General features: G+C 54.2%; 9 protein-coding genes and 1 tRNA gene. 3 read left to right on the plus strand and 7 right to left on the minus strand.

Annotated elements, in window-relative coordinates; translation table 11 throughout:
- The first annotated feature begins 102 nt into the window (after positions 1-102).
- The gene (locus DDZ13_RS09880) at positions 103-999 is read left to right on the plus strand and encodes a DMT family transporter (RefSeq protein WP_110131293.1); all 897 of its coding nucleotides are present in this window, start codon (positions 103-105) and stop codon (positions 997-999) included.
- 352 nt (positions 1,000-1,351) lie between these two features.
- On the opposite strand, the gene DDZ13_RS09885 is transcribed toward DDZ13_RS09880, so the two are convergent.
- From DDZ13_RS09885 to DDZ13_RS09895, 3 genes are all read right to left on the minus strand, one after another.
- Positions 1,352-1,428: transfer RNA gene (locus DDZ13_RS09885), tRNA-Pro, on the minus strand.
- Between the two features lie 92 nt (positions 1,429-1,520).
- Positions 1,521-1,928 carry a response regulator gene (locus DDZ13_RS09890; RefSeq protein ID WP_110131294.1) on the minus strand — a complete coding sequence of 136 codons (408 nt, stop codon included), beginning with the start codon at positions 1,926-1,928 and terminating at the stop codon, positions 1,521-1,523.
- 205 nt (positions 1,929-2,133) lie between these two features.
- Positions 2,134-3,195, minus strand: coding sequence for a GntR family transcriptional regulator (locus DDZ13_RS09895; protein ID WP_110131295.1), 1,062 nt, complete (start codon positions 3,193-3,195; stop codon positions 2,134-2,136).
- A 409-nt stretch (positions 3,196-3,604) separates the two neighbouring features.
- Between DDZ13_RS09895 and DDZ13_RS09900 the strand changes: the two genes are divergently transcribed.
- A complete protein-coding gene (locus DDZ13_RS09900; protein WP_110131296.1) occupies positions 3,605-5,008 on the plus strand; it encodes a sialate O-acetylesterase in 1,404 nt (467 codons plus the stop codon).
- A gap of 535 nt (positions 5,009-5,543) precedes the next feature.
- Here the strand turns inward: DDZ13_RS09900 and DDZ13_RS09905 are convergent.
- The 4 genes from DDZ13_RS09905 to DDZ13_RS09920 all read right to left on the minus strand — a co-directional run bounded on the left by DDZ13_RS09905 (position 5,544) and on the right by DDZ13_RS09920 (position 10,671).
- Positions 5,544-5,951 carry a response regulator gene (locus tag DDZ13_RS09905; RefSeq protein ID WP_110131294.1) on the minus strand — a complete coding sequence of 136 codons (408 nt, stop codon included), beginning with the start codon at positions 5,949-5,951 and terminating at the stop codon, positions 5,544-5,546.
- Between the two features lie 11 nt (positions 5,952-5,962).
- A complete protein-coding gene (locus tag DDZ13_RS09910; RefSeq protein ID WP_110131297.1) occupies positions 5,963-7,978 on the minus strand; it encodes a sensor histidine kinase in 2,016 nt (671 codons plus the stop codon).
- An 85-nt stretch (positions 7,979-8,063) separates the two neighbouring features.
- The gene (gpmI, locus tag DDZ13_RS09915; protein ID WP_110131298.1) at positions 8,064-9,641 is read right to left on the minus strand and encodes a 2,3-bisphosphoglycerate-independent phosphoglycerate mutase; all 1,578 of its coding nucleotides are present in this window, start codon (positions 9,639-9,641) and stop codon (positions 8,064-8,066) included.
- A gap of 25 nt (positions 9,642-9,666) precedes the next feature.
- Complete coding sequence (locus DDZ13_RS09920) at positions 9,667-10,671, minus strand: calcium/sodium antiporter (RefSeq protein WP_110131299.1); 1,005 nt, start codon at positions 10,669-10,671, stop codon at positions 9,667-9,669.
- A 127-nt stretch (positions 10,672-10,798) separates the two neighbouring features.
- Here DDZ13_RS09920 and ileS point away from each other — a divergent pair, with 127 nt between their 5' ends.
- Positions 10,799-13,624 (plus strand): isoleucine--tRNA ligase, encoded by a 2,826-nt coding sequence (gene ileS, locus DDZ13_RS09925; protein ID WP_110131300.1) that lies wholly within the window; start codon positions 10,799-10,801, stop codon positions 13,622-13,624.
- The last annotated feature ends 2 nt before the right edge of the window (positions 13,625-13,626 follow it).

A 13,626-nucleotide genomic window follows, 5' to 3' on the forward strand; every position in this document is an offset into this window, starting at 1 on the left:
CTGAAGCAGACCATCGAGACAAAAGCCACCACAGCAGGTACCGGTGGTTGCTATCAACTGTGGAGAACTGCTAACAATAAGTACACGCCCTGACGCCGACGCATGAGCCCAAAAAGCATCAACCTCATTCAAGTAAAAATTGCTGTCCTTATTTGGGGAGGGACGGCCATGTTTGCCAAGGGGATCCAGCTTTCCGTTCTGGATATTACCTGTATGCGGTCGCTCGTTGCTGCGGCGGCGTTGATTGTATTCATCCGGCTGAGAGGCCGATCGGCAGCCGTAAAATCCCGAAAGGACTTTGGACTCATGCTCGCGCTGGGCTTGTTCCTCTGTCTGCACTGGCTGACGTATTTCCAGGCACTCAAAATCTCCACCGCTGCCGTTGCCATCCTTTCGCTGCACACCTACCCTGTGGTTACGGCTATGATCGAACCGCTTTTGTTCCGCGAGAAATTCAAAAAAGCCGACGTCTTGCTGGCCGTGGCAGTTTTCTCCGGGGTGGTGATTATGATGCCTGAAATCAACCTTTCAAACACCACCACCCAGGGAATTCTACTGGGGATTGTCTCGGGTCTGTTATTCATGTCACGCAATCTGATGATTCGCAAAATGGTTCAGACCTATTCGAGCTCGACCCTTATGTTCTGGCAAACCCTGGTCACCGGTGCCGTACTTGCGCCGTTCCTGTTCGTCTTCGATGGCTCATCATACACCACCGAGTCCGTCATCCTACTCCTGCTTTTGGGGACTGTCTTTACGGCAGTCCCACAAACCCTTTTTTCTTCCGGGCTGAAAAACCTCAGCGCCAAGACCGTGGGTATACTCGCCACTCTACTGCCATTCTATGCCGCGACATTCGGCTTCCTCATCCATGACGAAAGGGTAACGACAAGAACCGTGGTTGGCGGTGTGCTTATATTGATCGGAGTCGTCTATGAGACCATTAAACACTCCACTGATGGACCAAATGCACAAAAGCAAACGACGCCCTCGGCCTGACCTGCATCGAAATATAATCGGATTAGCGGCTTCTTCGCAGCTGGTCCGGTTGCCTGCGGCACCGGTCTTGCCGCAAGCTCGGAACAAATACTCGCTCTCCAGCGACACAACTCCCAGTCTGGCTTGCCCGGGCGTAGAAGCGCTTGCACTTGTGGGGTCCGGCTCCTCTTCGATACGCCGGGACAGGCTTCATCCGCCGGAACAAGTTCCGGACGAAGCCTGGTCGGGATGACAGGATTGCTTCGCCATCTACATGTTTTCCGGGCGGCACATCCGTGCCTGAAAACATTCCGTTAAACCTGCTTGTTCGCAGCTTCAAAGTCTCTGTCCTCCAGCGACCACAGCACAGCAGTGGTCGGGATGACAGGATTTGAACCTGCGACCTCCTCGTCCCGAACGAGGCGCGCTACCAGGCTGCGCTACATCCCGCAAATATGCGCAAAGCAGAGTTTGTCGTGGGGCAAATGTCAATACCCACGTCTGGATCGATGCCCAATTCAGCTCAAAGAGGGCATCTGCGTTTAAGCCTCTTGATACTCTAGCTTGAATATCTTGACCAGATCTTCGGTCTTCACCGGCTTGACCACGTAATTCGTGACTTCCGAATATTCTTTCGCCCGTTTCATGTCGGCCTCGTCGACGGATGAACTGACCATGTAGATCGTGATCTTTCGGGGGATATCCAATTCCCGGAACTTCTCCAGAAAGCTCCAACCATCCATCACGGGCATATTGATATCGAGCAGGATAACTTCCGGCAAATCTCCGTTTTCCGAAAGTAATTTGCGGAAGCCGTCGATTGCGACCTTACCGTTGGAATAGATGACAACCTGATCACAAAGCTTTTTAGCAAGAATCATCCGCTTCGTGATGAAAACATAGGTTTCGTCGTCATCGATAATGCAGGCGGTATCTATGGGTTTACTCATAAAGTGGCAGGTTAATCTTCTTCAGCTTGTGACGTAAAGTTGACGGTGAATTTTGTACCTCTCCCGGCGACATCTCCACCGACCAGAATCAAACAAGACACCAAGCAACTTCGTTTTATCCAAGATCGACTTAACGATTTTTTTTAACAACAGGCCCGTTTCAGCTTACCCGGTCGCCATTACCCAGGCAGATTCTCTGATTATTCTAACTGTCCTCGCTGGAAAACTTTAATGCATCGCTCCGTACAAACTGGGCCTTGTAGCGGGTTTGTTTCTTGTCTTCCTTACCTTTCGCAAGGCGATCCACCCACCTCACCGTCCGTTGCACGATTTTTGAAGAATCCCAATAAAGATGGGGCACCCTGGGCTGATACCAGTCAAATATAGGGTGATACTCCATGCAGATGCGGACGACCTTGCGGTGCTCAATCCCCCGCCGGTAAACGAGATAATTTTGCACAATGTGATAGAGCGTTATTTCGTCCACAAAGATTGCATCGGGCGGAGTCACCTTGAACAGGCTGTCCAGACATCTGGTAAATCCGCCCGGATCGTTTGGCCAGACCGGCAGGTTGTAGGAACCCAATGACAAATCCAGGAGTTCCAGCTCTTCGAGAAAAGCCGCCTCCAGAGGCCGCAATTTCCCTCGCAATTGCTCCTCTCTGGAGAGCATCACGATTCGCTCGAGACCCTTACCATGCAGCCAGCGTATGGCCTCGCGCATCGCCGGAATCTTGTCCGGCCCCACGCCGGCTATCGGCAGGTCCGCCATCGCTCCGTAGAAGGCGAAAGTCGGCAGAATTTTGCGGACCCGCCCCAGGATCGGATTGGAGCCTGCCAGAACAATGCAGGCGCCCGCATTGGACCTTTTAACCATCGCTGCGACCGCATCCGGATCGTGCTTGAGCTCCATCAACGTCTTCGGTGCGAAAATCACTTCGTGTCCCGCTGAATTCAGCCGATGCTGCAGAACCAGCATATGATGACTCACTTCGTCGTCGCGGTCGTAAAGAATAATAAGCACCCGCAGGTTTTTAGCGGTCACCAGTTCTTTCTTTGAAATACGGCGACGCTTGCCAGCACCCTGAGGCTCCAGGACCCCATCCTTTTCCAGTAACCGTAGCGCCCGCTCCAATGTACTGCCGTTAACGCTCAATTCCTTCGCCAGGGCATTTCGTCCCGGCAAAACCTCCGACCATCGTCCCTCTTTAATCTGGTCCGCTAAGTAAGCAGCGAGTTGCTCGACAACTGACGACGATTTAAACATGCCTGAAGCTGATTTAATTTGAGACAAGTCGTCAAAAGAAAAGATACTGGCCGATGCCACAAAAGATCGAATTCCGGGTAGAATTTGTTGTTGCTGACCGCGAAACAGAAGCTTGCCTGAAAAGCATTCTCAACGGCCTTCGATTCGGAAACGTTTTATCCCGCAACACGACACCCCGGCACAAAATAGCCCCCTCTCCCTCTTGACCGACCCAGCTTCATGCCAAGCGGGTTCAACCCTCACACGCGGCGGTTGAAGCCGCCAAAAAGCAAATTCCTATCAGTTTGCCAGAACTAAAATGGGCACTCATTGTGAATGACCGGTATCGACAAACTGCACTTTGTCTGACCTTATAAATTTCCTATAAATGAATTCCTCACCCCGCATTTTCCTTAAAGCCTGACTCTGTTTGCTGGCATTCGTTTCATCCATAGCCAGCCAGCTCTCCGCTGCGGAGTTGACCTCATCCTTCCCGAAAGATCCACCGCCACTCTCACTGGAGGCCCGGCTCGGTCGACCTTTTGGCGATAATGCCGTCTTTCAACAGGGCATGCCGATTCCAGTCTGGGGATGGACCCTGGAAGGTGCGGATGTCACGGTGACCTTCGACGGACAGAAGCGCACGACCCGGGCCGGTGCCGATGGACGATGGGAAGTAAGCTTCGATCCTCTTCCCGCCGACCAGCTAAAGTCAGTCAACGATTCGCCGCGCGGACGCAGCTTGACTGTTGAAACAGAATCCGGAGGCAAGCGAGCCACCACGACCTGCTCCGATATCCTGATCGGCGAAGTCTGGCTCTGCTCGGGGCAATCGAACATGACAGTAAAATATAGCTGGCGGGGAACAAACCTGGATGCCGACCGCCCCGCCCTGCGTTTCCTTGAGACTGACTGGACTGTTAGCTCAAGCAGTACCTGCGGCCAATGCTACAGCATTCCCTATGTATTCGCACATCGACTGCTCGGCGAGCTGCTGGTGCCGATTGGCGTCATGAATGCCGCGGTTGCGGGTACCGGAATAGAAGGCTGGTGGTATGTTCCGGAAGGTGGGCCCATGCCCGATACCAAGTATCAGAACTTCATCCCGAAGATCAGACCACTCATCGGTCATGCCATGCGCGGCACGCTCTGGTATCAGGGAGAAGCGAATGTCAAAAAGGGTAAAGACTACCTGCCGATGCTCGAGCGGTTAATTGAAGGCTGGCGTGAGGCTTGGGGTCAGGGCGACTTCCCTTTCTACATCGTGCAACTTGCTTCAATGGGCGAGACAAAGACCGACAACCCGGGAATGGGTGACGGACGCGCCGCCATTCGAAACGCGCAACTTGAAGCACTCACCACCATTCCAAATACCGGGCTCGCGGTCACGATCGACATCGGCGAAAAGAGAGAGCACCCGAGAAATAAGTACGACGTGGGCCTGCGCCTGGCCGCCTGGGCCTTGCACCATACCTATGGCAAACAGGAGGTCGTCCCCAGTGGTCCGATCTACAAAAGCCATGAAATTGAAGGCCGTGTGGTCCGGGTGAAATTTGATTACGCTGAGAGTGGCCTGATGATTGCCAGGAAGGAGGGCTACGAGCCACCGGTTCCCACACCGGATGCCGAAGTCCCCTGGCTCTCGTTACAAGCAAAGGACGGTAGCTGGCACTGGGCCGAAGCTCGTATTGACGGCTCCGACCTGCTTGTCGCCTCCAAGGATGTTATGGAACCGATCGCAGTTCGCTACGCCTACACCCAGCATCCGGTCGGATTTAACCTCTACAACAAGGACGGTCTTCCCGTTGTCCCCTTCAGCACCAGCGGGTATTAAATGCCAAATAGATGTTGCAAGAGTCCTGCAGGAGAGGGTTTACCCCTCGACTGCAGGAACATCGAGACAAGCTTAGTCAAGCGACATGCGACCAAACCCCGGTGTTGCCAGTTCAAGGCCTAACGCTTTATGACAAATTTATTCAGCCAGCGCGACTACCCTTCGTTGCCAGCATGAGTACCTGCGACAGCGGGCAGAAACAACTCAATACAGTGGGTCCGTCCGCGCTGACCATGCTTAACCCCCATCCCGGCCGGCTGACGGCGCCATAAGCAAATTCCTATCCGTTAAAGCTCCTGCTTCGTTCGACTGCGCCGAACGAAGCCGGACAAGTCGCCATCTACATGTTATCCGAGCGGAACATCCGTTCCTGAAAACATTTCGTTGAACCTGCGACCTCCTCGTCCCGAACGAGGCGCGCTACCAGGCTGCGCTACATCCCGCAAATATGCGCAAAGCAGAGTTTGTCGTGGGGCAAATGTCAATACCCACGTCTGGATCGATGCCCAATTCAGCTCAAAGAGGGCATCTGCGTTTAAGCCTCTTGATACTCTAGCTTGAATATCTTGACCAGATCTTCGGTCTTCACCGGCTTGACCACGTAATTCGTGACTTCCGAATATTCTTTCGCCCGTTTCATGTCGGCCTCGTCGACGGATGAACTGACCATGTAGATCGTGATCTTTCGGGGGATATCCAATTCCCGGAACTTCTCCAGAAAGCTCCAACCATCCATCACGGGCATATTGATATCGAGCAGGATAACTTCCGGCAAATCTCCGTTTTCCGAAAGTAATTTGCGGAAGCCGTCGATTGCGACCTTACCGTTGGAATAGATGACAACCTGATCACAAAGCTTTTTAGCAAGAATCATCCGCTTCGTGATGAAAACATAGGTTTCGTCGTCATCGATAATGCAGGCGGTATCTATGGGTTTACTCATAAAGTGGCAGGTTAATCATCTTCAGCCTTTGACGCAAAGTTGACGGTAAATTTTGTACCTCTCCCGGGCTCGCTTGTCACCTGAATTGTGCCCCCCAACGCTTCGACCTGGTTTTTTACAAGAAATAAACCCACTCCGCGTGCATCTTTGTTATTGTGAAAGGTTTTGTAGAGCCCGAACAAGCGACTCCCGTGCTCTTCAAGATCAATCCCCAGACCATTGTCTTCGAATTCCAGAAACTTCCTTCCTCCTGAAGACCCGGTCTTAACACGCATGGACAAGGTACGATCCGGACATCTGTATTTAAGGGCGTTGGTAGTAAGGTTCAGTAGTATACTTTCAAGGTATGCCGGCACGTAGGGTATGGCAGGCAAGGCTTCAAAATCAATGTCCATTCTCGCACCGATTTCCCTGATTTCTCCATCAAGTGTCGTCAGCACCTTGTGCATGAAATCTTCAAATCGGACGTCGACCAGCGCCTGCTGAGTATCGGTCTGAATGCGTACAACTTCGGTCAGGTGCTCGACAGTCTCAAAGAGCTGCTTGGCGTTTTTGGACAAATGCTCCACCACTGCTTCGCGCCCTTCCCCATTTTCGTGGGCAAACATATCAACCAGCGCGACCATATTGCCCGTGTGCGAACGAAGGTTGTGTGAAACGATGTGAGCAAAACTGAGCAGGCGGTTATTCTGGGCGGACAGGACTTCAATTGTATCGATCTTGTTCTGCTCGAGTTGCTTGCGATCGCTTATATCAATCCAGGAACCAACCATACGCGTCGCCTCGCCAGAATCATCGAATTTGGCGATACCGCTGGTCTCAAACCAGACATAACCTTTATCCTTGTGCCGCATTCGCACATCCAGGCGGTATGGTAGATGTTTTTCAAAATGATCCTTTACCGCCTGCTCTACCCTCGGGACATCATCCGGGTGAAGTAGTTTTTTGAAGGCCGGATACCCGCACCCGATCTCTTCTGCCTCATACCCCACCATCTGGTAGCAGTAAGGCGACCACCAGTCCTTGCTCTCCTTGATCGCCCAATCCCAGATGCCCGCATTAATCCCGGCCGCCACAAGCTCCAATTGCTCGTTGCGGGCAATCAATTTCTGCTCGGTCTCGACCAGGTCAGTCACATTCACGTGGCATCCCACGATACGGAGAGGTTGCCCCGCATCATCCCATTCAATCACCCGGCCACGACAAATCACGTGCACGGTATGGCCGTCTTTATGGTGGTAGCGGACGGTCTGGTCGAATGGATGTTCACCACGTGTGGCCACATGCTTGTCAAAGTTTGCTTCCACAATGGGCAGGTCCTCCTCAAAGATGACCTGTCTCCATCCCCACTCTAATCTTGCGAATTCCTCATCCGAATACCCAAACATCGACTTGAAAGCGGGGCTAAAGTATTCTTCACCCTCCTTGATGCTCCAGTCCCAGTAACCGGCAAACGAATCCTCCAGAATGGTATCGAGAATCTCCTGCTGTTGTTCCACGGCACGAATTTTCTCCGCCTCAAGCTCGGACCTTGTTTTCTCCAGCTCATTACGGGCTGCCTCCTCCGTCTTCATCGCCAAGAGACGTTTGATGACAGGAATCAATGCAATCGCGGTCGCGGCTGAAACAATGGCGGTCATCACCTTCAATAAGCCGAGCAAGCGGTAGGCAGGCCACCAGAATATGACGGCCTCCATCAGGTGGGTCAGCCCGCAAGAAAGAATAAACAGGCTGAACATGAACCACATCCAAGGGTATGGAATTTTCCCGCGATGACTCCGGAGAAAAATCAGTATGACCACCGGGATCGACGTGTAGGCCAGCCAGATGACGAAGTCAGCGATGATATGCGACCATCCGAGCGCCTCCGACCAGTTCCCACAAAACCAGCGGGCGGGGAAATCCTCCGTGCTGAACAAGTTCTGCCAGTAGGATTGAGCCCCGAGTTGTGCGGTTAATAACAGCCCGAGTATCAGGAATTTAAACAGATATCGAAAAGTCGCTGAACTGGCGCAACCGGGCATCATGAAAAACTCTGAATTAATCCGATTAATTCAAGCCAAGAAGTAAAAGAAAAAAGCCGGACACGTAAGCACTAAATGAATACAGCAATCAGCGGATCAAACTGTTTCCTGTCATCGCGGCAGGCTGTTCCAATTGCATCAACTGAAGAATTGTCGGCGCGATGTCGCCCAAAGCACCGCCATCGGCCAGCTCGGCTCCTTTGTGGGCCTCGCTGTAAATAACAACCTCCACGGGATTCAGGGTATGCGCGGTGTGAGGACCATCGGTCTCCTTGTTCCAGAGCTGATCCGAGTTCCCGTGGTCTGCGGTGATGACGGCTGAACCGCCGACCTCATCGATCGCCTCGAGCACATCACCCACACATTCATCGACCACTTCACATGCCTTGATACATGCCTCCAGAACCCCGGTGTGGCCGACCATATCAGGATTCGCGAAGTTGATGACCACCAGGCCATACTTACCGGACTTGATCGCCTCGATTGAAGCATCGCGGATTCCGTACGCTGACATTTCCGGCTTTTCATCATAAGTGGCGCAGTCTTTGCGACTGGGCACGAGTTCGCGGTCCTCTCCCGGGAACGGTTCCTCCCGATAGTCGTTGAAGAAGAAAGTAACATGCGGGAACTTCTCGGTTTCGGCGCAGCGGAATTGGGGAATACCTTTTTCCGAAACGTAAGCTCCAAGAATCCCGTCCATTTTCTCCGGTTTTTGGAATACAATGTTCGGACACAAGCCCTTCTGGTATTCACTGAGCGTGGCAAAAAAGACATCCAGTTTTTCGCCCCGGTCAAAGCCGTCGAAATCGTCTTGGATGAAAGCTCGGGTTAATTCGCGGGGGCGGTCGCCACGGAAATTGAAGAAGACGACCGAATCGCCACTTCGGATGGTTCCAACCGGTTGGCCGTCGGCATCGACGACGGCGGACGGCGGGCAAAACTCGTCCCCTTTGGTGCCTTCGGTTTCCGGCGCGTCATACTGCGCCTGCACCGCATCGACGGCGGAATTAAACGACTTTTCGATCTTACGTCCGGTCAAGCAGTCGTAAGCACGCTGCACTCGGTCCCAGCGATTGTCACGATCCATGGCCCAATAACGCCCCGAGACGGTGGCGATTTTTCCGATGCCGATCTCGTCCATTTTGGCTTCGGCCTGCTCGATAAAGCCCTTGCCGGAGAAAGGTCCGGTGTCACGGCCATCCGTGAAGGCATGCAAATAAACCGTCTCGACTCCCTCTTTTTTCGCCACTTCCAGCAGGCCGTATAAGTGGTCGAGCATGGAGTGGACCCCGGCATCGGAGACCAGTCCCATAAAATGAAGCGCACTGCCCTTTTCCTTCACGTTGCCAAAAGCCTTCTGCAGGGCGGGGCTATCTTTGACCGTCCCCTCGGCAATGCCTTTGTTAATGCGGACGATTTCCTGGTCCACCACACGACCGGCACCGATATTCTGGTGCCCAACCTCCGAATTACCCATGATCCCCTCCGGCAGCCCGACTGCCAGTCCGCAAGCTTTGATCTCGGTCCGAGGGTATTCGGCTGTCAGGCGGTCCGCTACAGGCGTATTGGCAAGCTTGACGGCATTATACTCGTCATAGGCGGCATCGTGATTTTCCCCCCAACCATCACGGATGATGAGGACGACAGGCTTTTGTTTTTCAGACATGATTGTGTGGCGGTTTTATACGGAATTAAAAGAGATATCCGAGTTGTGAGAATGCGGAGAGCGAGAGGACCGAAAAGTAGAGCAAGAGCAAGACCAGGCCCTCCCGGCGACTGACGACGTGTCCGGTTTTGAAAAACCAGAGTAAGAGCGTGGTCAACAATATGACGGCGGGAAATTCGACTTTGAAGAGAATCGGCTCCACCGGAAAAGGGACCAGCGTGGAAACGCAGCCCCCGATCAAAAGAAGGTTAAAGAGATTCGAACCGACAATGTTGCCCGCGCAAATATCGCTGTGGCCGGAACGTGCCGCAGCGACCGATGCAGCCAGTTCCGGGAGGCTCGTTCCGATCGCCACGATGGTCAGGCCGATCAGGGCATCACTTATGCCCATACGGCTGGCGAGTTCGACACTGCTGCCGACCAGAGTATCCGCTCCGAGCGCAAGAAGAGCCGCACCAAGGAAGACCAACCATGAGGCCTTCGCGACCGAGATATGCGAGGCTTCCTCGACTTCCTCCAGGAACTCCGCATTGACCGCATCCGGCTCGCTTCTGGCCCCGCGGATCACATAGGCGAGGTAAATAAACGTCAGTGTGAGAAGAACAATGCCCTCCCAGCGCGCGAAACCGCCAACAGCGAAGCAGGTAAACAATACCGTCACGCCGATCAGGATGGGCACTTCCCGCCGAATCAGGCGCAACTGGATCGCCATCGGTGCAATCAGGGCGGTCACCCCCAAAATCAGGCTGATATTGGCCACATTACTGCCGAGAATGTTCCCGATCGCCAGCCCCGGGCTCTCTTTGGCCGCCAGAAGCGAAGTCACCAGTTCGGGCATGGAAGTGGCCATCGAGACCACGGTGAGCCCGACAACCACCGGGTTGATTTTCAGGTTTACCGAGATGGCGGCAGCGCCCTGCGTCAGCCAATCACCACCAAAAGTCAGGCTGACCAGACCGATGACCAGAAAGGCAGACAGTAGCCAGACGGAAAAATCGGCGTATTGAAGATCTATGAATGCAAGCGGCATAACAGTTTAACGGGGCCATAGGTAGGGCCTTTAGCAAAAGTACCGCGAGACAATTCTGTGTGCTTGACTTGGTAAACCAAAAAACCACACTGCCGCGCTTTTCATCGGCCCCCGTCCCGCACAGATCATGGCTTCAGACCTCAAGGATACACTCAATCTACCACAAACGAAGTTCCCCATGCGGGGCAATTTGGTGGAGCGGGAGCCACAGCGAATCGACCATTGGAAATCCATCGATTTGTATGGAAAAATACAGGCCAAAAATGCAGAAGGGCAGGACTTTATTCTACACGACGGGCCTCCCTTCACCAATGGCGACTTGCACCTCGGCCACGCCCTGAACAAGACGCTCAAGGACAGCATTCTGCGCTTTAAATGGATGTGCGGCTACAACGCTCCCTACATTCCCGGCTGGGACAGCCACGGCTTGCCCATCGAGCAAAAAGTCTCCCGGGAGTTGCAGGATGCCGGCCGAAAAGACTATACCCCGCTGGAAGTGCGTGAAGCTTGCGCGGCCTTTGCCGATAAATTCCGCAAGATTCAGAGCGAGCAGTTCCAACGCCTTGGAGTCATGGCTGACTGGGCCAATGAATACTGGACCATTCATCCGAACTACGAGGCCGCCGAACTGGAGACCTTTGCCGACTTCGTCGAACAAGGTCTGGTTTATCGCAGCAAAAAGCCGGTTTACTGGTCGATCCCCTACACCACGGCGCTGGCAGAAGCGGAAATCGAATACCGCGACCACAAGAGCATCTCCATTTACGTCAAGCTGGCGCTCTCCTCCGAGGCCTGCCAAAAGCTGAATCTGCCCGAGGATGCGGCGGTACTGATTTGGACCACCACCCCGTGGACTCTACCGGCCAACCTTGCGGTGGCGGTACACCCGAATTTCGAATACAGCGCGATCAAGACGAACAAGGGCACACTTATCGTCGCCAGCGCGCTGGTTGAACAAGTGGTTTCGGAATGCGAACTGGACGATGTGGAAACACTGGTCACCTTCTCCGGCGCACAACTGGAAAAGCTCGAAGCCCGCCACCCCTTTATCGACCGCCCGTCCCCGATCCTCCTCGCAGAATATGTGACGACCGAAAGCGGCACGGGCTGTGTTCACACCGCACCGGGTCACGGTACGGAGGACTATATCACCGGCATCAACAACGGGCTGGAAGTCTACTGCCCGGTTGATGACCAGGGACGCTACGAGGACGACGGCCAGGTTCCTGCCGATCTGGTCGGACTTTCCGTCCTGGAAACAGGTGGCAAACCCTCTGAAGCCAATCTCGGCGTGCTCAAGATCATCGCCGCCAACGGGAGCATGATCGCCAAAAAGAAAATCGAGCACAGTTATCCGCATTGCTGGCGCTCAAAGACACCTGTGGTATTCCGGGCACTCGATCAGTGGTTTATCGCTCTGGATAAGAACGGCGACCGTCAGCGCGCACTCGATGCACTCAACAGCGTCAACTTCATCCCGGCCTGGGGCGAAAACCGCATCCGCGCGGCCGTCGAAAATCGACCGGACTGGTGTATCAGCCGCCAGCGTACCTGGGGCGTGCCCATCCCTGCGTTTTACGACGAGGACGGGCAATCCTACATTGATCCCGGAGTCATCCGTGCCATTGCGGCAAAAGTCGCCGTCAACGGGACTGACATTTGGTATAAACAGAGCGCCGCTGAAATCCTCGACGGCATCGAATTGCCTGATTCCTGGCCCGCGGCCGATCAGCTCAAGTGCGGGAGCGATACGCTCGACGTTTGGATCGATTCCGGTACCAGCCACCGCGCCGTCCTGCAAAAAAGGGACAACTTAAAATGGCCGGCCGACCTCTACCTTGAAGGTTCCGACCAGCATCGCGGCTGGTTCCAAAGCTCGCTCTGGACCGGCGTGATTGCCGACCGCGCGGCCCCCTACAAGAACCTGCTCACGCACGGCTTTATCGTTAAGGAAGACGGCACCAAGCTCTCCAAGAGCGACGGGGCCGCACGCCCGCTGGCCGAATGGATCAAGGGCTACGGTGCGGACGTCATTCGTCTGTGGATTTCCTCGCAGGACTACCGTGGTGACGTCCCGGTCTCCGACAAGATCGTCAAGAACGTCGCCAACAACTACCGAAACATCCGCAACACCCTGCGCTTTCAGATCGGAAATCTCCATGACTTCGATCCCAAGTCACAGGCCGTGCCGCTCGATCAGCTGAGCGCCCTCGACAAATGGGCCTTGAGCCGACTGGCCGAGCTGGTCCGAAATGTGACGGATGCCTACGAGGCCTATGAATTCCACCGCGCGTTCAAGGAATTTATCGACCCCTTCTGCTCGAACACGCTCTCCGCAACTTACCACGATATCCTTAAAGACCGGCTTTACACGCGCTCGCCCAACGACCCGCTGCGCCGCTCCTCACAGACGGCGATTCATATCATTTTCTCCGTTTTCACCCGGCTTATCGCACCGCTCCTCCCTTTCACTGCCGACGAAGCCTGGAGCTACGCCGCGGAGGACTGCGATTTCATCGACCAACCGATCGCTCTGACCGAATGGCCATCGGTCGATCCCGCCTGGGAAGACAAGGAAACGGCCGAAGATGTCACCGCACTCCGTAAATTCCTCGCCGAATCACTGAACGAGCCGCTTGAAGCCCTGAGGCAGAAGAAGGAAATCGGACAAAGCCTGGACGCAAAGGCAGTCATCTCCGGCTCCAGCAAGAACCCGGATTTCGCCCGCCTTCAAAAATATGAGAGCGACCTGCCGGAACTCTTTATTCTTTCCCAGGTCGTCTTGAACGAAATTCCCGGGGCGGCGGAAATCGAAATCGAGGTCACACATGCCGACGGCGTTCGCTGCCCACGCAGTTGGCGCTGGGTTCCGGAACTCGTCGAAACCAGCCAATGGGGACCGGTCTCACCACGCTGTGCCGCCGTCATCGAAGAAATCTCCCAATCTTTATAAAC

Source organism: Coraliomargarita sinensis, assembly GCF_003185655.1.
GTDB classification, from domain to species: Bacteria; Verrucomicrobiota; Verrucomicrobiia; order Opitutales; family Coraliomargaritaceae; genus Coraliomargarita_B; species Coraliomargarita_B sinensis.

What these genes read in the sequence shown, in the direction of transcription:
- DDZ13_RS09880 (WP_110131293.1), top strand. Translation starts at nt 103, where the DNA reads ATGAGCCCAAAAAGCATCAACCTCATTCAAGTAAAAATTGCTGTCCTT.
- DDZ13_RS09890 (WP_110131294.1), bottom strand. Translation starts at nt 1,928, where the DNA reads ATGAGTAAACCCATAGATACCGCCTGCATTATCGATGACGACGAAACC.
- DDZ13_RS09895 (WP_110131295.1), bottom strand. Translation starts at nt 3,195, where the DNA reads ATGTTTAAATCGTCGTCAGTTGTCGAGCAACTCGCTGCTTACTTAGCG.
- DDZ13_RS09905 (WP_110131294.1), bottom strand. Translation starts at nt 5,951, where the DNA reads ATGAGTAAACCCATAGATACCGCCTGCATTATCGATGACGACGAAACC.
- DDZ13_RS09910 (WP_110131297.1), bottom strand. Translation starts at nt 7,978, where the DNA reads ATGATGCCCGGTTGCGCCAGTTCAGCGACTTTTCGATATCTGTTTAAA.
- gpmI (WP_110131298.1), bottom strand. Translation starts at nt 9,641, where the DNA reads ATGTCTGAAAAACAAAAGCCTGTCGTCCTCATCATCCGTGATGGTTGG.
- DDZ13_RS09920 (WP_110131299.1), bottom strand. Translation starts at nt 10,671, where the DNA reads ATGCCGCTTGCATTCATAGATCTTCAATACGCCGATTTTTCCGTCTGG.
- ileS (WP_110131300.1), top strand. Translation starts at nt 10,799, where the DNA reads ATGGCTTCAGACCTCAAGGATACACTCAATCTACCACAAACGAAGTTC.